The organism is Aliidiomarina celeris, from assembly GCF_003316875.1.
Lineage (GTDB): Bacteria > Pseudomonadota > Gammaproteobacteria > Enterobacterales > Alteromonadaceae > Aliidiomarina > Aliidiomarina celeris.
In genome coordinates, this window is record NZ_QMIL01000002.1 from 241413 (window position 1) to 260125 (window position 18713).

Annotated in this window: 15 protein-coding genes; 8 read left to right on the forward strand and 7 right to left on the reverse strand. The window is 51.3% G+C overall.

Annotated features, from left to right (window positions below; translation table 11 throughout):
- Nucleotides 1–9: 9 nt before the first annotated feature.
- The 6 genes from DQW12_RS05360 (at nt 10) to DQW12_RS05385 (ending at nt 9351) form a co-directional block, all read left to right on the forward strand.
- Entirely contained in the window at nt 10–1245 is a 1236-nt protein-coding gene (locus DQW12_RS05360; RefSeq protein ID WP_113906822.1) for an NRAMP family divalent metal transporter, read from the forward strand.
- Between the two features lie 181 nt (nt 1246–1426).
- The gene (locus tag DQW12_RS05365) at nt 1427–2641 is read left to right on the forward strand and encodes a flagellin N-terminal helical domain-containing protein (protein ID WP_113906823.1); all 1215 of its coding nucleotides are present in this window, start codon (nt 1427–1429) and stop codon (nt 2639–2641) included.
- A gap of 96 nt (nt 2642–2737) precedes the next feature.
- Nucleotides 2738–3637, forward strand: coding sequence for an alpha/beta fold hydrolase (locus DQW12_RS05370; RefSeq protein WP_113906824.1), 900 nt, complete (start codon nt 2738–2740; stop codon nt 3635–3637).
- Nucleotides 3634–4779 (forward strand): RNA polymerase sigma factor, encoded by a 1146-nt coding sequence (locus DQW12_RS05375; protein WP_113906825.1) that lies wholly within the window; start codon nt 3634–3636, stop codon nt 4777–4779. Before DQW12_RS05370 ends, DQW12_RS05375 begins: the two co-directional genes overlap by 4 nt.
- A gap of 212 nt (nt 4780–4991) precedes the next feature.
- On the forward strand, nt 4992–7706 hold the full coding sequence (locus DQW12_RS05380; RefSeq protein ID WP_113906826.1) for a bifunctional diguanylate cyclase/phosphodiesterase: 2715 nt from the start codon (nt 4992–4994) through the stop codon (nt 7704–7706).
- A gap of 61 nt (nt 7707–7767) precedes the next feature.
- Nucleotides 7768–9351 carry a leucyl aminopeptidase family protein gene (locus DQW12_RS05385; protein WP_232819890.1) on the forward strand — a complete coding sequence of 528 codons (1584 nt, stop codon included), beginning with the start codon at nt 7768–7770 and terminating at the stop codon, nt 9349–9351.
- A gap of 52 nt (nt 9352–9403) precedes the next feature.
- Here DQW12_RS05385 and DQW12_RS05390 read toward each other — a convergent pair whose 3' ends face one another.
- Nucleotides 9404–9853, reverse strand: coding sequence for an Hsp20 family protein (locus DQW12_RS05390; protein WP_113906827.1), 450 nt, complete (start codon nt 9851–9853; stop codon nt 9404–9406).
- Nucleotides 9854–10009: 156 nt separating this feature from the next.
- Here DQW12_RS05390 and DQW12_RS05395 point away from each other — a divergent pair, with 156 nt between their 5' ends.
- Nucleotides 10010–10426 carry an OsmC family protein gene (locus DQW12_RS05395; RefSeq protein ID WP_113906828.1) on the forward strand — a complete coding sequence of 139 codons (417 nt, stop codon included), beginning with the start codon at nt 10010–10012 and terminating at the stop codon, nt 10424–10426.
- A gap of 10 nt (nt 10427–10436) precedes the next feature.
- On the forward strand, nt 10437–11102 hold the full coding sequence (locus tag DQW12_RS05400; RefSeq protein ID WP_113906829.1) for an alpha/beta hydrolase: 666 nt from the start codon (nt 10437–10439) through the stop codon (nt 11100–11102).
- On the opposite strand, the gene DQW12_RS05405 is transcribed toward DQW12_RS05400, so the two are convergent.
- From DQW12_RS05405 to DQW12_RS05430, 6 genes are all read right to left on the reverse strand, one after another.
- Nucleotides 11097–12317 carry a phosphopentomutase gene (locus DQW12_RS05405; RefSeq protein ID WP_113906830.1) on the reverse strand — a complete coding sequence of 407 codons (1221 nt, stop codon included), beginning with the start codon at nt 12315–12317 and terminating at the stop codon, nt 11097–11099. The two genes, DQW12_RS05400 and DQW12_RS05405, sit on opposite strands and share 6 nt — an antisense overlap.
- A gap of 28 nt (nt 12318–12345) precedes the next feature.
- Complete coding sequence (deoA, locus tag DQW12_RS05410; RefSeq protein WP_113906831.1) at nt 12346–13668, reverse strand: thymidine phosphorylase; 1323 nt, start codon at nt 13666–13668, stop codon at nt 12346–12348.
- Between the two features lie 2 nt (nt 13669–13670).
- Nucleotides 13671–14468: a deoxyribose-phosphate aldolase gene (gene deoC / locus DQW12_RS05415; RefSeq protein WP_113906832.1), complete on the reverse strand. Its 798-nt coding sequence runs from the start codon at nt 14466–14468 to the stop codon at nt 13671–13673.
- 9 nt (nt 14469–14477) lie between these two features.
- Nucleotides 14478–14879, reverse strand: a complete 402-nt coding sequence (gene cdd, locus DQW12_RS05420) for a cytidine deaminase (protein ID WP_232819891.1) — start codon at nt 14877–14879, stop codon at nt 14478–14480.
- A 75-nt stretch (nt 14880–14954) separates the two neighbouring features.
- Nucleotides 14955–16481, reverse strand: a complete 1527-nt coding sequence (gene glpK, locus DQW12_RS05425; protein WP_113906834.1) for a glycerol kinase GlpK — start codon at nt 16479–16481, stop codon at nt 14955–14957.
- A complete protein-coding gene (locus DQW12_RS05430; RefSeq protein ID WP_198683910.1) occupies nt 16456–18672 on the reverse strand; it encodes a sensor domain-containing phosphodiesterase in 2217 nt (738 codons plus the stop codon). The genes glpK and DQW12_RS05430 overlap by 26 nt, the downstream gene beginning before the upstream one ends.
- Between the last annotated feature and the right edge of the window lie 41 nt (nt 18673–18713).

Below are 18713 nucleotides of genomic sequence, written 5' to 3' on the forward strand. Positions count from 1 at the left end.
GTTTTGTTCATGCTTTCTGCTGTTTTTCCGAAGGGTTCTATACGGGGGTTAGGGCCGGGGCTGCTTATGGCGACGGCGGCTATTGGTGGTTCGCATTTGGTGGCGTCTACGCAGGCGGGTGCGTTATTTGGCTGGCAGTTGTTGTGGGTGGTGTTGCTAGTGAATGTGTTGAAGTATCCGTTTTTTCGTTTTGCGGTGTCGTATGCGGCGGAGCAAAATCATAGCCTTATTGAGGGTTATTGGCGTAAAGGCCGGGGTTACTTTTGGGTTTTTGTGGCCTTGAGTATTGTGGCGGCGGTGGTGAACACGGCGGGGGTGCTGATTCTTACCGCGGCGCTGTTACAGTATTTTGCCAGCTGGCTGGTGCCCAGCCCGCCCCATATTCTGTGGTTGAGTGGCTTTCTGTTGCTGGTGTGTTGGGCGTTTTTAATGATTGGCAAGTACCCACTGCTCGACAAAACCGCGAAGGTGTTTATGGCGTTGCTTTCTGTAGCTACCTTGGCGGCACTGGCTATTGCGTGGCAGCAAGGGGCGGCGGTGGCGGCCGACTACGTGGCGCCGAGCCCTTGGCAACTGGCCATGTTTGGCTTTCTTATTGCCATGATGGGGTGGATGCCAGCACCTATTGAGGTGTCGGTAATTAATAGTTTGTGGCTGCAGGAGAAATATAAAAAACAACCGGACACGCGGCCCTTCGCCATGCTGGATTTTAACTTGGGGTATTGGAGCACCACGGTATTGGCTTTGGTTTTCCTTAGTTTGGGTGCGTTAATTCAGTTTGGCACGAACACGGAAATTGCACTGGCAGGGGGTGCGTTTGCGCAGCAGCTTACCAACATGTACGCGGCCACTATAGGTGAATGGTCACGCTGGTTGGTCGCCTTTATTGCGTTTGTGTGTATGTTTGGCACCACCTTAACGGTGCTGGATGGTTATTCGCGAATTTTGAGCGAATGTTGGGGCAAATTAAGGCCAAAAGCCTCTAGTTCGACGCTATTAAATACATTTTTGCTTCTGCAAGGCGCTTCTGGCTACCTTATTATTGTATTTTTTTCCGGTGCTTTGGGCCCTATGCTGACTTTTGCAATGGCGCTGGCGTTTACCACCACGCCGTTGTTTGCCTGGCTAAATTACAGTTTGGTTCGCCGGCAAAGGTTAACACCAGCAATGCGGCTATGGGCATGGCTGGGATTGGCGTATTTAGTGAGCTTTACTTTTGCGTATGTGGCGTGGCTGGTCTTTTAATGACCGCATGTTAATTAAAAAATTAACAACTACCCCTAAAGTAAAGTTTGAGGAAGCCGAAAAAAGTTAGCCAACACAGTGTTTTTTGCACAGCACGGACACGAGTGCATAAAATTGAAGTCGAGGGGTTGGGCAAAATAGGGAGTTACCCATGAGCTCATAGCAAAAGTGAGGTCAGTGTATGGCTATTGTTGTACAAACCAACATGCTGTCGCTGAATGCACAAAAAAGACTCTTCGAATCCTCGGGCGGGCTGAATGGCGCGCTCGAGCAGTTGTCGACGGGGAGGCGGATTAGTCGTGCAGCAGACGATGCAGCAAATTTACAAATAGGGGGCCGGTTAGCTGGCCAGTTTCAAGGGTTAAACCAAGCAGTACGCAATGCCAACGACGGTATTGCGATTACGCAAATAGCAGAAGGAGCTTTAGCAGGCACAGAAAAAAGTTTACAGCGCATTCGCCAGCTGGCCGTTCAAGCGCAAAATGGAATTTTAAGCGCTGCCGATAAAATAGCGCTGAACAAAGAAGCGAATGCTTTACTTGACGAAATTGACCGAACCGCGGAAACCACCGAGTTTGGTGGGAAAAAACTACTCGACGGCAGCTTTAGAGGCGAGTTTTCCGACGGTGCGAACAAGGGTCAAGTGATGGAGCTTGACCTCACCAAACTAGCAGAAGGCTTTAACCGAACAGAGCTTGGGCTACAAGGCTTGAACGTAGCTACAGCAACTGTAACGGGTGGGCCAGCACTGGCAGCAAGCGATATTTCCGGTGCAGGTGCTTACCCAGGTGCGAACCAAGGTATTGTTTTATTTGAAAATACCTACAGTGCTGGTGAGCGGCGCTTTGCGGTTTCGAATAACGCGGGAGCGAGCTACGAAGAAGTGGTGGTGAACTTTACTGGCAACGGTGCAACCGACAATAACCTGTTGATTAACGCCATTAACAGCACTCTAGGTGGTGCGGTGGTAAGTTCCGCGGAGCCCAGTTTCGAAGACGTGATCACCAACGGGGTGCAGCCTGACTTTCGTATCGCCTTTGAATCAACCAATAATGCCGACTTTATTGATATGACCGCAGGCTCGATTGGAACTTACACGAGTTCCAATAGTGGGGGCTCATCGGAAATATTGAGCGCGTTAGACAATGCGCTTACGCAAGTTGCGGAGACCCGAGCGGAATTGGGTGCGAAGCAAAATGCGTTTCAGTCGAGTATGCGCAATATGATGAATATGGCGGAGAATGTAGGTGGAGCGAAAAGCAAAATTATGGACACCGATTATGCTGTCGCTACCGCAGACCTTACCAAGCAACAAATTATTCAGCAGTCGACGGTGACTTTAATGGGTCGAGCGGCGCAAATTCCGCAGTCGGCGTTGTTTTTGTTGCAAAATTAGCGCGAATTGCAAAATTGGTGCGAAAAATATGTCACAGTTACTCTTGTGGTGGTGTCTAGGTGGAGAAACTTACTGCAACACCACAAGAGGCTGTTTATGAAAAACTACATTCACTATTTATTGCTCGCTTTGTGCTTGTTTACCGCTAGCACTTTACAGGCGAATGAAGCAACTCCGCTATTTCACGTTACTAAGAAGGGCTCTGGCCCTGTCATGGTGCTTATTCCGGGTTTAATGTCCGACGCGCGCGTGTGGAGCCCCATTGAGGCCGAGCTGGCTCAGCATTTCGAACTTCACCTCATTGAATTAAAAGGCTTTGGCCGAACACCTGCGATCAACGGTAACGAAGCGCCGGAGCCGGGTTGGCTGCGGGCAGTTCAGCAACAGCTGCTTGCCTATGTAGAGGTTGAGGGGCTTACTCAGCCAGTTATTGTAGGGCATAGCCTGGGCGGGTTTTTAGCCTTGGCACTGGCGGTGGAAGCGCCTGCGCAAATTGGCCGCGTTGTGTCAATCGACGGCTTACCTTATTTAGCTCCGGTGTATACCCGCGACCCAACAACAACACCAGAACAAATGGCGGCGCCGGCGCAAAACATGTTGGCTTTCTACCGCGGCCTGCCGAATGCCGAAGCCTTGGAACATACCATGTTGCAAAATATAGGCATTCACGCAGAAAGTCGGGAGCATCAGCAATGGATCATGAAAATGAGTGCTGAGTCGGCCCCCGGTGTTGCGGGTGTTGCAGTGCATGACCTCTTGATGTGGGACCTCCGCGGTGCGCTGCATACCATTGAGCAACCCGTGTTAATTCTTGGCGCAAGTGGCGCATTGCCCGAAGCTATGCGTGGCGAGGCTGAGAATTTGTACCGGCAGCAGCTTGAGAACCTCCCTGCGCAAGAAGGGCCTGCGCTGGTGATGAATACGCAAGCACGCCATTTTATAATGTTAGAACAGCCCGAATGGCTTGTTCAGCGTATTTTGGAGCATACACAATGAACACGGGGGTAATAGACGCGATAAGTTCCGACGTTGTTGCAGCGCAGGGCGGTGACAAACAGGCATTGGTTCGACTGCTCACACGAACCCGAAACACGGTAAGTTGTATTGCACTGGCTATAGTAAAAGATTTAGACGCCAGCGAAGACGTAACGCAAGACGTATTTGTGCAGGTGTGGCAGCAACTGCATACGCTCAAGAACAGCGCGAGCTTTTTACCCTGGATAAGGCAGCTCACGCGGCGTAGAGCATTAAACTATTTACGCACGAATAAAGTGCAAGCGCGGCTGAGTAGTGAAGAGGCTGAGCATTTATTGGCGAGCTATAGCACTTATCAAAGTACCGAGCAGGAGTTTGAGCGCAATGAACAAAACTTACTGGTAAGGCATTTATTGCTGCAATTGCCGATTGAAAGTCATGAACTGGTGTTGCTCTATTACCGCGAAGACCAGTCGAGCGCACACGTTGCAACACTGCTCGGCATGCCTGAAGCAACCATACGTAAGCGCTTACAACGAGTGCGTGAGTCATTGAAAGAGGCTTGGTTAAAGCAGTATGGCAGAGCCGTTGTACAGTCTGCGTTGCCCGCAACTTTTGTTGCGGCTTTGCTGGCCAAAGGCGTATTGACAACAGCTGCACCTGTGTCGGTTGCTATGAGCTCAGCCTATGCGGCGGGCCAGTCGAGCACTTGGATCGGTAAGCTACTCTGGTTATTGGGCGGTGCTTTTTTGGCCGCTTTGGTCGCTGTGGTAGGTGTTATTGCAGGCATGCATGGGCCGATAAAAATGGCGACAAATGCACAGGAGCGAAACCGTTTAATTGGTATTCGTAATTACACCGTAGCCTGGGTTGCCCTAGGCGGTATGCTGTTAACCGCTGCTTATGCTTTTAGCGCGGGTTGGCTGTTGCCCGTGCTGGCTTATCTTGCGTTAATCGCTGGATTGGTTCGGCAAAATCGTGCGGTTTGGGGAGTTATTGGGCCACGCTTACGAGCTGAAGCAAAACAAAGCGGAGAGGGCTTGAAACGCTACAAAAGCAATCTTTATGGCGCACTACTGGGCATGACTTTTGGTTACGGTGGTGGCTTTGCTGGCCTTATGTTGGGGATGTGGCAAAGCGGGCGTTTTCTGCAGTTGCTCTAAGGGCTTCCACTTGGGCTTGCAACACTACGCCGAACTGGTTAGATTACCAATATTAGAGAAAGTGAATGGTGCAATGGGCGCCTGCTCTGTGGTAAGTCTGCCGGTTCATTGGTGGTAAAGAGGCTGTAGTTATTTTATTTCGCGTCCGTAACTCGCAAGGCAAGCCCCTGAGTGAGCCTGCTGAACAGCGCAATCGCATTCTACGTGCGTTTGTGTACTTAACTGTTGTTATTCTTCTGGCGGTGGCGCTGTTGGTCGCCAGTATTACTTGGCAAAGAACCCTCAGTGCTCAGCAACAAGAATTGCGTTACCTTAGTGGTGTGTTAACCCAAGGCTTCCGCAGTTACTTCTCCACCCAAGACACTGTTTTACGCGCACTCGGCGAAGAGCTTATCTACCGCGGTACGTTGGAGTCGGCGCAACGTGGCGAAAGTTACTTACGCAGGGCGCAGGGCAGCCACAGTGCAATGCTCGGTTATGCACTGTTCGACACCTCGGGTGAGTTTGTGGTGGGTAGTGTGGATCAGCTGGTCACTGAGGTGCCAAGCATGTTGGCTGATCCGGTTACAGCGGAAGAGTTCATACGGGTACTGGAAACAGGGCGTTTTCAGGTCGGCCGGCCGCGTTACTTTGAACCGCTGCAAGAATGGCTGATTCCGTTGCGCGCGCCTATTTTCGACGCTAATGATGAGATTGTTGCGGTGATGTCGGCGGGGCTTCGGCTCGACGCACCCGACGCGCCATGGTCGCGTATGCAAGTGGACGAAGGGTTAGAAATTGCACTGGTGCGTAATGACCAATACTTGGGTTATTTGTATCCCTTGCCGCTCACCATAGAACGTCGCGATCGCGTGTTTTCTACTCCGGTGTCGAATCCGCTTATGGCTATTGTACGCAGCCAGCCGGGCCTCACGGTTTACGACCGGCCCTATCAGGTGGCGGGAGGCACGCTACCTTATTACTTATGGGTGGAGTCTATTCCGGAATACGGTATGTCGGCGGTTGCCATGCGCGACAAGCGCAAAGTGGTGCAAGCCTGGTTGAGTTCGTTGTTGCTACCCTTTTTAGTGTGGTTGGTGGCGCTTGGTGCGCTGTATTACGGCTACGTTCGGGCGCGAAATTTACTAGCGGTGGCCGACGCAGACCTGCGTGAACTGAATGAAGAGCTTAATCACTCGGTATTACAATACGACCAACTTACCCAAATGCTCCCGGTTGGGGTGTACCAAGGCCAAGTGGACGCGAACCACAAACAAACTTTGCTGTATGTGAACCAGAGAGCGCGCGAAATCACTGGAATTTCGCCAGAGGTTCCATTGAATAAAGTGTTTGCCCTTGCAGAAGAGAAAATACACCCGGCAGACCGCTATGAATACCAGCATGTTAGCAGCCAAGCTGTGGCGGCAAACGAGCCGTTTGAATGGCGCGGCCGATTACTTAACGGTAGCGAAGTACGTTGGCTCGAATTACGCGCTGTGCCAGACAGCCAGCATGAAGGGCGCTGGAATGGTGTGTTGATTGACATTACTACGAGCAAAAAAGCGGAAGCTGAGATTAATCAATTAGCTTTTTACGACAGCCTGACTCAGTTGCCGAATCGGCGCTTAGTGCGTGAGCGTATTCAGCAGCTGTTAGCGAGGCTGGCCAAGCAACCCGAACACTGCGCGTTAATTGTGATCGACATTGATCGGTTTAAAATTATTAACGAGTCGCTCGGCCAAACTGGTGGCGACCTTATTTTAAAACAAATAGCCGAACGGCTTCAGCAAGGTATTCGGGAAAACGATGTTGTCGGCCGGCTCAGTAGTGATGAATTTGTGGTGGTGCAAACTCGGCTAGCAGCGGAGCCGCAAGTAGCGGCCTCGCAAACCCGAGCTTTAACGGGTGAGCTCGCGCGGGTATTTGACTGCCCATTCACAGTTGAGGGAGCGCAACAAAAAATAACGGCCAGCATGGGCATTACTCTGTTCAACGGTCAGAGCCGGCATTTATTTGCAAGTAACGGATTAGCAAGCAATGGCCCTAGTAACGACATAGACATACTGGTGCAACAGGCGGAGCAGGCGGTACAACAGGCAAAAGCAGCAGGGCGCAACACACAATTATTTTACGATGAGAGTATTCAGTCGCTTCTTTCTGAGCGTATGGAATTACTGCGAAGCTTGCCGGTGGCCATTCAACAAAGCCAGTTTGAGCTGCACTATCAATGTGTGGTGAACGCAAAAAGCGAAGTTGCAGGCGTGGAAGCCTTAGTGCGCTGGAACCACCCTGAACGCGGCCGCGTAAACCCTGCCGACTTTATCGCCATTGCGGAAGAGTCGGGTGACATTATTGCGTTAGGTGAATGGATTCTAAAAGCGGCCTGTGAACAGCTGGTGCGCTGGCATAGCGAACCGCAAACTGCTCATCTTATGGTGGCGGTAAACATCAGTGTGCGCCAGTTGCGGGCGCATGACTTTGTGCAGCGAGTGCTCGACATTTTGCAGCAAACTGGAGCCAGCGCTGCGCACTTGGTGTTGGAAATTACGGAATCGATGCTTATGGATGAAACCGAGAATGCAATTGAAAAAATGCAGGCCTTGCGCGCTCATGGTGTACAGTTCGCGCTCGACGATTTTGGCACCGGTTATTCGTCCCTAAGCTACTTAAACCGGTTACCGCTCGATAAGCTAAAAATTGATCAGTCGTTTGTGCAGTCGCTGCATACCAACGAAAGCCGCCGTACTTTAACGCGAACCATTATCTCGCTTGGCGAGTCGTTGAATATGGAGCTGGTTGCGGAAGGGGTGGAAACCGCCGAGCAGCTTCAGCTATTAGCGGAGCAAGGGTGCCATTATTTCCAAGGGTATTGGATTAACAGGCCACTTCCGGCAGATCAGCTCTCCACCATGTTTTTTTCACAAGATAACGCAAACCGCTTGCGTTAATTGTTTATTTACCATGCAATCGAATGCAATGAATTTGAAAACTAAAACCAAGGAAAAAGTAATGAAACTTAAGCCGATTATGAAAGCCAGCTTACTGAGCATGGCATTATTTGGTGCTTCATTTAGTGCGAACGCCACGATTGAGAATCCGTTGGTTACTTCGTACTTGTCAACGCAAACGGTTATTGCAACTCAAGCGGCTGAGCAAGCCGACACCCTTGTTGTCGTTGTGCCAGAAGGCGCAGCTATTCAACTTGCAGGCTGGAGCACCAGCACTGTTGAACAAGTGGCTCGTATTGCCGAAGTGGCTGGGTTCGAAGGGAAAATGGGCCAACAAGAAACGGTAAATGCACCTGCTGGGCTGGGTGTTACACGGCTTATTTTAGTTGGCGTGGGCGACCCTGCGGAAGCCGCGCGAACCAAAGTGGAAGACGCGGGTGCGGCGTTAGCGAACATGATTAACAACACCAAGGCGGAAACTGTGCAGGTGAACGCTGAGCTAATTAGCAACCCTGTTTACAATGGCCGTATTTTAGCGCAGCTTGCGCACGGCGTAGACTTACGCAACTACCGTTTTGACCGCTACCAAAGTTCGCCGGCGGCACGCCCAGCGCAAACGTATCATTACCATGTAACCAGCCGTTCGCATGCTGAGCGCGAATTTGAAGCTATGCAAGCCTTAGCTCAGGGCGTTTTTCTAGCGCGTGAGCTTACTAATTTACCGGGTAGCGCAGGTTATCCGGCCGCTTTTGCCGAATATGCTCGCCAAGCGCTTGAGCCGTTAGGCGTGAACGTTACTATTCTTACTCCTGAGCAAGTGCTGGAAATGGGTATGGGCGCGCTTTATGGAGTGTCGCAGGGTAGCCAGCATAAGGCACACCTATTAATTGCGCATTGGGAAGGTAGTAGCGAGCAGCCAATTGCATTGGTGGGTAAAGGAAACACTCACGACACCGGCGGCTACAACTTAAAGACCAACGCTGCGTCAATTCACCGTATGCCCACCGATAAAGCGGGTGGCGCGGCTGTAGTGGGCGCGGTGGCTGCCATTGCGGGTCAGCGTTTGGAACAAAACGTAGTGGGTGTCGTACCATTGTCGCAAAACTCTATTTCTGGCGAAGCCTTATTGCCGGGCGACGTGGTCACTACGGGCTCGGGCTTAACCATTGAAGTAGCGAATACCGACGCCGAAGGGCGACTTATTTTGGCTGACGGCTTATGGTATGTGCGTGAGCATTACAACCCTCGCGCTATTGCCGACATTGCCACCCTAACCGGCGCCAAAATGACTGCGGTAGGGACTGACTTTTCGGCGGTGTTTGCGAACAATGAGCTGGTGTATGAAACCTTAGCTGAAGCAGCCGAAACGGTGAACGAACGGGTTTGGCGTTTGCCTTTAGACCCACGTTTTGAACGCTCAATTTCAAGCCGCATTGCCGACATGAAAAACACCGGTTCGCCGGGTGCAAGTGCTGGCGCTATGTTATTGCAACGTTTTGTGGGCGACACGCCATGGATTCATATTGATATGGCGGGTAATGCACAGGTTGACGGCCCGAGTGGTATTCACCCTGCCGGTGCAACGGGCTACGGTGTTCGCATGTTAACAGAGTGGGTGAAGGTGTACCCTAAAACCGCGGAATAAATTTCAGCTAATAAAAAACCCGGCGCTCGCCGGGTTTTTTGTTGGGGGTTGCTTACCCTTTATTTTCTAATGCGCGGTCGGCATTTTTAATGCTAATACTGCGCGCCTTCATGGCTTCCGGAATTTCCTTCACCAAATAGATATTGAGCAAGCCGTTGCGTAGTTCAGCGTCGGTTACTTCTACGTGTTCGGCGAGGTTAAATTTGCGCTCAAAAGCGCGTGCTGCAATGCCTTGATAAAGGTATTTGCGATTGCTGTCGTCTTCGGCTTTTTTACCGCGCACGGTAAGTATGCTGCGCTCTACCTGAATGTCGAGCTCATTTTCCTCAAAGCCTGCAACGGCAATGGTAATGGTATACTGGTTCTCTTCGGTGGCTTCAATGTTGTACGGAGGGTAGCCGCCGGTGCCAGTGTCGCCGCGAAGGGCGTTGTCGAGTAATGAGGCCAAGCGGTCGAAGCCAACGCTGTTACGATAAAGTGGTGTTAAATCAATCGTGTTCATAGTGTATCCTCTCTTGAGCGATATAATGTTATGCAGTTTGAGTGTGCTCATGGAGCCCCACCCCTGCACAACTTGATCTAGGTACTCGTGTTTTATTTTTCAAGTAATGCGTTGTAAAAATTTTCAGCAACAGGAAAGTCAGCAAGAGGACAATTCATGAGCCATGAAGTAAAGGAAGGTTGTGTGCGGGTGGAAGAAAAAATAGCGCCCTACACACAACAGGTGACCACTTATAATCACCGCTGGTTAGCCGACGAACCCGAAAGCCTAGGTGGGGCCGACGAGGGCCCAGCGCCCATGGAAATGGTGCTCGCGGGATTAGGGGCTTGCACCTCCATGACCTTGCGTATGTACGCCAAGAGGAAGGAATGGCCACTTGAGAAGGTTACTGTTGATCTTAAACACAACAAAGGCAAAGGCAGCGACGAAAGTATTGAACGGCATATTAAAATTGAAGGCGATTTAACCACGGAACAGCGTGAACGATTGCTTGAAATTGCCAATAAATGCCCGGTACACCGCACCATTAGCAATAATGAACTTTCCATAACAACGGAATTAACTGATGAATAAGGACTCAGGAATGACAGAGCAGTACCTTCCTTGCGTAGAAATTGAGCCTGCGAATGGCACCGCCAATGCCAGTGTTATTTGGTTACATGGGCTGGGGGCCGACGGCCACGACTTTGAACCCATTGTGCCCCATATTCAATTGCCCGAAGGCACCCATGCGCGCTTTATTTTTCCTCATGCACCGAAAATACCGGTGACCATTAACAACGGCATGACCATGCCTGCGTGGTACGATATTTTGGAAATGTCGATTGAGCGTAGCGTTGACGAAGCACAATTGCGAGCCTCGGCGAATGCGGCACACGCTTTGATTGAGCGTGAGATCGAGCGCGGTATTGCGCCGGAGCGTATTGTGCTGGCTGGCTTTTCGCAGGGCGGCGCGGTGGCGTATGAAGCGGGTTTAACCTTTGCTAAAAAGTTGGCGGGTATTATGGCGTTGTCTACGTACTTGGCGACCAAAGACTCGATTGAGCCGAACGCAGCTCAGCAATCAACGCCGATACTTGTGCAACATGGCAGCCAAGATCCTATCGTGCCAGCAATGCTGGGTGAACAAGCGAAGCAATGGTTAGAAGGCAAGGGTTATAGCGTGATTCACCAAACCTACCCGATGGCCCACCAAGTGTGTGGACCACAGATTCAAGACATTTCACGCTGGTTGCAGCAGGTTTTATAAAAAGCTCTTGCCGTATTCGAGTGGTGCGAGCCCTAAGTGGCTCGCAATACTTTGGCCAATATCGGCGAAGGTGTCGCGTTTTCCAATATTTTTCGCCGTAACTTTAGGACCAAAGGCTATAACCGGTACGTATTCGCGGGTATGGTCGGTGCCTTCCCAAGTTGGGTCGCAGCCATGGTCGGCCGTAATAAATACCACGTCGTCTTCACGCAGTTCACGAATAAGTTCGGGTAAACGTTTGTCGATCGCTTCGAGCGCACGCGCATAGCCCGCAACATTACGGCGGTGCCCGTATTCCATATCGAAATCAACGAAATTAGGGAAAATAATACTGCCTTCCGGCGCCGTACGAATGGCCTGCAATGTCGCGTCAAACAGCGCGTCGTTGCCACTGGCTTTTACTTTTTGAGTGATCCCTTGGTGGGCGTATATGTCGGCTATTTTGCCAATGCTGATCACTTCGTTACCGGCCTCTTGGTTTTTCACTAATACCGTAGGCGCGGGCGGGAGTACTGAGTAATCACGCCGGTTTGCTGTACGTTTGAAATTGTTTGGAGTGTCGCCTAAAAACGGTCGAGCGATTACGCGGCCTACGTTGAGCCCTTGTTGATCGAGTAGCTCGCGCGCTTGCTCGCACAGTTTAAGGAGCCGCTCTAACCCAAAGGTTTCTTCATGGGCGGCAATTTGCAACACGGAATCTGCAGACGTATAGAAAATAGGCTTGCCACTCGCCATGTGCTCTTCGCCAAGCTCCGCAATAATAGTCGTGCCTGAAGCATGGCAGTTGCCCAATATACCCGGCAGGTCGCCTGCTGTTATCAACGCGTCGGTGAGGCTTGCAGGGAAGGTGGGCACTGTGGTTGGAAAGTAGTGCCAGTCAAAAAGCACCGGCACTCCGGCCATTTCCCAATGTCCGCTGGGGGTGTCTTTGCCGTTACTCAGCTCTTGAGCAAAGCCAAATATAGCGGTGGGTTCAACGGATTGATTTAGCCCCGGAAAGGGGTGGCCAGCGGCTTCTGCGCCTAACCGCGCTAAACCAAGCGCAGTTAAATTGGGTAGCGACAATGGCCCGCTGCGTTGCTCGTTCGCTTTACCCTCGGCGCATGCCTCTGCAATATGGCCGAATGTGTTAGCGCCAACGTCACCAAAAGCAGCGGCGTCGTCGGCGGCGCCTACGCCAAAGGAATCAAACATCAGAACAATTGCACGGGCCATTAGTTTTCCCTCGTTATCGCATACTTTTTTACTTTGGGTTTAACACCGAGTATACCACAGGCGGTGCTTCTACCGGTTGTGGGCTCACGCTGTACGCCTGCTGTAAGGTCTGCGCGGCAGCTTGCGCTTCTTCCTCGGTGCGCGCATGTACCACACCTATTGGTTTATTCGCGCTTACTTGTTCGCCAATACCCACTAGCTCACTTAAGCCGACACTATGGTCAATACGTTGGCTTGGCTCAGACCGACCACCGCCTAAGGTTACTACGGCTATGCCCACGTCGCGGGTTTCAATGCGTTTCACATAACCTTCGCCGTTTGCATAAACAGGGAGCGTAATTGCCGCTAAAGGTAAGTGCTTACTCGCGTTCTCGATAAGGTCTGTAGGGCCCCCTAATGCATGCACCATTTTGCTAAAGCGCTCGGCGGCAGCACCAGAGTCGAGTGCGTGGTTGAGTTTGCTTTGCGCGTCGGCGGCATTGCTGGCGAGGCCAGTAAGTAACAGCATTTGCTCGGCGAGTGCGAGGGTAACTTGATGCAAGCGCGGGTTACGATATTTACCTGTTAGGTAGTCAATGGCTTCGCGCATTTCAATGGCATTACCTGCGGTTGAGCCCAATGCTTGGTTCATATCCGTAATAGTGGCAGAGGTCGGTACACCGGACTGATTCGCAACGGTAACGATACTTTCTGCGAGTTGCCGTGCGTCTTCTTGTTCAACCATAAAAGCGCCATTACCAGTTTTTACGTCCATGGCAAGTGCTTGTAACCCAGCAGCCAATTTCTTCGACAAAATCGAGGCTGTAATGAGCGGAATGGAGTCAACCGTAGCGGTTACGTCGCGAATACTATAAAAACGCTTATCGGCCGGGGCAATTTCACCGGTTTGACCAATAATGGCCACGCCGAGCTCTTTTACAATGCGTTTAAAGTCTTGCTCAGTTGGTGCAACATTATAACCCGGAATACTTTCGAGTTTGTCGATAGTACCGCCGGTATGGCCGAGCCCGCGGCCTGCGATCATGGGCACATATCCGCCGCAGGCAGCCACTAACGGGCCGAGCATAAGGCTCACGGAGTCGCTTACGCCGCCTGTTGAATGTTTGTCCACCACCGGGCCGGGAAGATTCAGGCTTTGCCAAGTCAATACACTACCCGAATTGCGCATTTCTTCGGTGAGCGCCACGCGCTCGGCCATTTTCATGCCTTTAAAGAATACCGCCATGGCAAACGCTGCAATTTGGCCTTCGGAAACATAACCGGCGGTAATACCGCGAACAAAATAGGCGATTTGCTCCCGCGAGAGCTCCTTGCCGTCGCGCTTCGCGCGAATAATCTCTTGGGGTAACATACTTAATACCCTCCTTGGGGTTGAGTGGAGGTGCGAGTTTCGCCAAGCACCTGTGCTAAATCTGTACGAACTGAGCTTGCGCCAATACGAAAGCGTGCTGGGCTTACGGCTTCTTCACCGAGCAGTGCGCGCACTTTCTCTATATAAACAGTGGCGTCGGTAAGGTTTTTAATGCCCCCAGCAGGTTTAAAACCCGCCGGTCGTTGGCCATAGCCTGCTATGGCTTGCAACATTAAATGGGCTGCTTCTGTCGTTGCATTTACCGTTGCCTTGCCGGTTGAGGTTTTTATAAAGTCGGCGCCGGCTGCAAGTGCTAACTCACTGGCCTCTGCTATGGCTTGTGGTGTTGCTAATTCACCGGTTTCTAAAATGACTTTGAGCAGTGCATGCGTGCCGCAGGTCGCTTTGCAGGCTTTTATAAGTAACGACGCAGTTTGTTTGTCGCCGGCGAGAAAAGCGTGATAGGGAAACACAACGTCTACTTCGTCGGCACCATAGGCCACGCAGGCTTTGGTTTCTGCTACCGCAATATCAATGTCGCTACCGCCATGCGGAAAGTTGCTTACAGTCGCTATACGCACGCGTTCTAGCCCACGCTGATCGAGCGCCTTGCGCGCATAAGGTATAAAGCGCGGATAAACACAAAGCGCTGCAACCTGCAGGCGTTCGCCGTTTGCGGTGGTGAGTGACGCGTTCTCTGCCAGTTGTTCTATATCCGCGATCGTTTCATTGTCGGTTAAGCTGGTTAAATCCAATAAGGAAAATGCCAACGTGGCGGTGGCTTGGGTTGCGGTGCTCATAGCAGCTCCTTAGTCGAGATGTTCAGGGCCAAAAGAATGTGGCAGTAATGCGTCGAGCGTGAATACTTGGCGCACGCCCTCGGGCCCACAAATATGAATACGCGTTTTGGCGGTGGCGAATTCGCGAATGCGTTGCCGGCAGCCGCCGCATGGCGTTACTAAGCCGTCGCCTTGGCCAATCACGAATATGTCTTCAATTTGGTGTTCACCGGCCATTACCATGGCGGCAATAGCGCCGGCTTCGGCGCAGGTTCCTTCTGGGTACGACGCATTTTCAACATTGCAGCCTAAAAATGTTTGCCCAGAAGGCGTACGAATGGCTGCGCCTACGGGAAACTTAGAATAAGGCGAATACGAGCGCTGCATAGCTTCGGTCGCAAGCTGGAAAAGCTTTTCATTGTTAGTGTTCAATTTCACCTCGTGCGTTATCAGCGTACAAACCACGACCCTTACGTACAGCGGCCGTTTAGAAAAAGGGCAAGCATTCTAGCGAACTTTATCGATGGCCGCCAACCAACGTTTGTGTTGCTGCTGCCTTTCGCTGGCGCTGAGGGTGCCCGTAAATTCCCCATTACTGCCAGAAAGTGACTCGATGTCGTGCAGGTTACTAAATAAACCGAACTGCAAACCCGCTAAAAATGCGGCCCCGCGCACCGTAATTTCGCTACTGCTGGCGCGCACCACAGAATAACCGGTCACATCTGCTAGCGCTTGTAAAAACCAATTGTTTTCGGTCATACCGCCGTCTACGCGCAGTTGCTCGGGGTGAATGCCGTCGTCGCGCATGGCTTTGAGTAGATCTTCAGTTTGCAACGCAACACTGCGCAATGCCGCCGCAGCAATCTGCTCGCGGCCGGTGTCGCGGGTCATGCCAAATAGTGCAGCCCGTGCATGGGGTTGCCAATAGGGCGCACCTAAACCGGTAAAAGCGGGAATAAGCAGTTCCGTTTGGCTCCAAGGCACTTTTTCGGCTAAGGATTCGGTTTCTGCGGCGGTTTTAATTATTCCTAGTTTGTCACGGAGCCACTGCACAATAGCGCCTGCCATAAAAATACTTCCTTCTAAAGCGTAAGTGCGCTTACCCTTCAGTTGCCAGGCGATGGTTGAAAGTAGTTTGTGCTCCGACACTAAGGGCGTGTCGCCACTGTTCATCAGCAGAAAGCAGCCGGTGCCATAGGTGCTTTTGCCTTGGCCATTATGAATACAGGCTTGCCCCATAAGCGCGCCTTGTTGGTCGCCCACCATGGCGGTGATGGGAATACTCGCACCAAACAAAGCTTTGTCGGTATGCCCAAAGGCATGGGCGTTGTCGCAAATTTTTGGCAGTAACGCGGGTGGGATATTGAAATACTCCAACAATTTCGGGTCCCATTCACCGTTGTTTATATTCATTAGCATGGTGCGAGAGGCATTACTGGCGTCGGTAGCGTGGGCCTTACCCCCGGTGAGTCGCCACAATAGAAAACTGTCGATGGTGCCGAAACAGAGTTCGCCATTTTCGGCTTGTTCGCGCGCGCCCGTAACGTTGTCGAGTAACCATTGTAATTTAGTTCCGGAAAAGTAGGGGTCGAGCAGCAGCCCCGTGCGCTCTTGAATGTCAGGCTCTAACCCTTGTTCTTTGAATGCGTGGCAGCGCTCAGCGGTACGCCGATCTTGCCATACAATGGCGTTGTAGAGCGGTTTGCCGGTTTCTCGATGCCATAAAACGGTGGTTTCTCTTTGGTTGGTAATGCCTATGCAAGCAATGTCTTGGGCGCTGAGTTGCGCGGCTGCGAGGGCGTCTTTTATAGCGGCTTGGGTGGTTTGCCAGATATCTTCCGGATCATGCTCCACCCAACCATTCTCAGGAAAGTGCTGGGCAAACTCATGCTGGCCGCGGCCCAGTACCTCTAAGTTACGGTTAAACACCAAGGCACGGCTAGACGTGGTACCTTGGTCGAGTGCCAATATGTAGTGTGAAGGTTGATGGTTATGGTTTTGCGCTTCGCTAAATGGCTGGTTGTTGTGCGGCATGGCAAATGTCACTTAGTGGTTGTGGCTTTCCAATACCATACCCCTGCGCGAAATCCACGCCAAGCCCTGCTAACACTTCAGACCAACTTACGTCTTCCACAAATTCAGCTACGGTTTGTAGTTTCATGGCACCCGCCACTTGGCAAATAGCGCTAACAATGCTTTTGTCTACATCGTTGGCAATCAGCTCTTTAATGAACACACCGTCTATTTTCAATTCGTCGAAAGGGTATTGGCGTAAATAGTCGAACGACGCCAAGCCCGTGCCGAAGTCGTCGAGGGCAACCTTACAACCTAGCTCGTGTACATCGTGTATAAATTGCAATGCCTCTGCTGGATTGCGAATAGCCTCGGTTTCCGTCACTTCAAAGGTAATGCAGGCGGGTGGTACTTGGTAGCGTTGTAAGCAACTGCCTATAAAGCTAGCAAATTCGGGGTCGGAGAGTGACGCACCGCTCAGATTAATAGCGCACTTTTGCAATTTATCGATACAGGGGCTTTGTTCGGCTAAGAACTTCATGGTGTTTTCTATTACCCAGCGGTCTAATACAGGCATCATGCCAAATGCTTCTGCCGCAGGTAAAAACTCACCCGGTGTCAGAATATTGCCTTCGCTGTCGCGCATACGCACTAAAATTTCAAAGGAAAGACGGCCATTATTGGCGTGTAATGGGCGAATTTCTTGTGCGTAGAGCACCAGATTGTCTTCTTCAATGGCGTGCTTTAAGCGCTCAAACCGCTTAGTAAGCTCGAAATGGGAGTTGGCAACCTGTTCTGGGTTCGCCAACCAATGCAAACTTAAAGCTTTGCTGCGGGCTATGGTAGAAGCGTGGGCTGCTGCATTTAAATATTGCCGTGGTGAACTCAGTGTGCCGTTAATGGGCACTACGCCCATGGAAATTCGTAGGCGAGTTGCCAAGTCGTCTTTCTCGTTTGGGTCGGTTAAGCTGTGGTAAAGCTCAGCGGCAAGCTGCTCAATGCGCTCAGGCGAGTCTGCATTTTGCAATACCACAAACCGACCTTGGTTTATTCTTGCTAAGGTTGCGTCGGGGCAAGCAACCTTGAGTTGGGCTGCAATTGAACGTTCCACCCGAGCGGCTCCTTCGAGCCCCAACAGATCTTTAATGGCTTGAATATCGGGCAGCTGAATAAAAATAAGCCACTGCGTTTTACCCGACTCTGCCTCTTTGTCTATGGCGTGCCGAAGTGCAGTGTCAATACCTCGGTCGTTTGCTAAGCCGGTTAAGAAGTCTTGCTCAGACAAGTCTCGAAACCGCTGCAGTAAGTCATTTCGCTGGCGGTTTATGGCACCCACAAGCTGTGCCATCACGGCCAAAATACCCACTTGCATAAGTATCCGTAATAAGTCGGTGAAGTTATTGACTGTGGGTAAGCCGGCAATATTATAAAGTGAGAAATACACAAAAATACCGGCAAAAATAGGGATAAGTAAGTTCAAACTGCTGGTGCGGCCTTCTACTGCGTACCAACAAATAAGCGGGAATAAGGCAAAGGCAAAAATGGGCGCGTAGCGGCCGTCTCCAACGCTATCGAGTACAACACTCATCACTAAAGCGGTAACGACGAGCGCTAGCCAAACTTGAATTCTACGGGTTTTGAGATCGGCAATGAATTCAAAAATGAATATCCGTGGCGCGCGAAACAGATTCAAATAAAGTGGAGCGAACAAAATAACGCCAAGCGCTTCGAATAACCAATAAACGAGCCAGATGTCTTGTACGTTAAATTCGGCAACATTGGGGTTTGTAAGGCGCCATGTAAGCGCCCCAATGAGTGCAGAAATGCCCGAGCCGAGCACCGCACCTTTAAAGTAGAGATTCGGCAAGTGGTTCAAACGGTGCTGGGGCTCTATGGTTTTGCGGCTGCGGACAATTAAGAAATGAGCGACCGCAGTACCAATACTCAGCCCCAGTACACCGCCTATCGCCATGCTGAGCGGCATGCCCTGAAAACCGATTGACCAAAGCAGCATAACCGGTGCGAGCACCCAAAGGGCTCGCAGGCCAAGCGCGAGCGACGCGCCAAGAAATATTCCAGCTGGTGGCCAAATAGCAGACGTTTCGCTGCCTTGAATACCGAACCAGCGCGACCATTCTGCCAGCAGTAAAGTGAATAGGCCAAGTGCCGCCCAAGTGAAATAACGGGGTTGAGGCTCAGTTCGTCCTTGCATAAAAACATACTCTTGTGTTGGCCGTGCAGTGCGCATGGTTC

Coding starts and splice junctions, on each gene's coding strand:
- DQW12_RS05360 (WP_113906822.1), top strand. CDS start 10: ATGCTTTCTGCTGTTTTTCCGAAGGGTTCTATACGGGGGTTAGGGCCG.
- DQW12_RS05365 (WP_113906823.1), top strand. CDS start 1,427: ATGGCTATTGTTGTACAAACCAACATGCTGTCGCTGAATGCACAAAAA.
- DQW12_RS05370 (WP_113906824.1), top strand. CDS start 2,738: ATGAAAAACTACATTCACTATTTATTGCTCGCTTTGTGCTTGTTTACC.
- DQW12_RS05375 (WP_113906825.1), top strand. CDS start 3,634: ATGAACACGGGGGTAATAGACGCGATAAGTTCCGACGTTGTTGCAGCG.
- DQW12_RS05385 (WP_232819890.1), top strand. CDS start 7,768: ATGAAACTTAAGCCGATTATGAAAGCCAGCTTACTGAGCATGGCATTA.
- DQW12_RS05390 (WP_113906827.1), bottom strand. CDS start 9,853: ATGAACACGATTGATTTAACACCACTTTATCGTAACAGCGTTGGCTTC.
- DQW12_RS05395 (WP_113906828.1), top strand. CDS start 10,010: ATGAGCCATGAAGTAAAGGAAGGTTGTGTGCGGGTGGAAGAAAAAATA.
- DQW12_RS05400 (WP_113906829.1), top strand. CDS start 10,437: ATGACAGAGCAGTACCTTCCTTGCGTAGAAATTGAGCCTGCGAATGGC.
- DQW12_RS05405 (WP_113906830.1), bottom strand. CDS start 12,317: ATGGCCCGTGCAATTGTTCTGATGTTTGATTCCTTTGGCGTAGGCGCC.
- deoA (WP_113906831.1), bottom strand. CDS start 13,668: ATGTTACCCCAAGAGATTATTCGCGCGAAGCGCGACGGCAAGGAGCTC.
- deoC (WP_113906832.1), bottom strand. CDS start 14,468: ATGAGCACCGCAACCCAAGCCACCGCCACGTTGGCATTTTCCTTATTG.
- glpK (WP_113906834.1), bottom strand. CDS start 16,481: ATGCCGCACAACAACCAGCCATTTAGCGAAGCGCAAAACCATAACCAT.
- DQW12_RS05430 (WP_198683910.1), bottom strand. CDS start 18,672: ATGCAAGGACGAACTGAGCCTCAACCCCGTTATTTCACTTGGGCGGCA.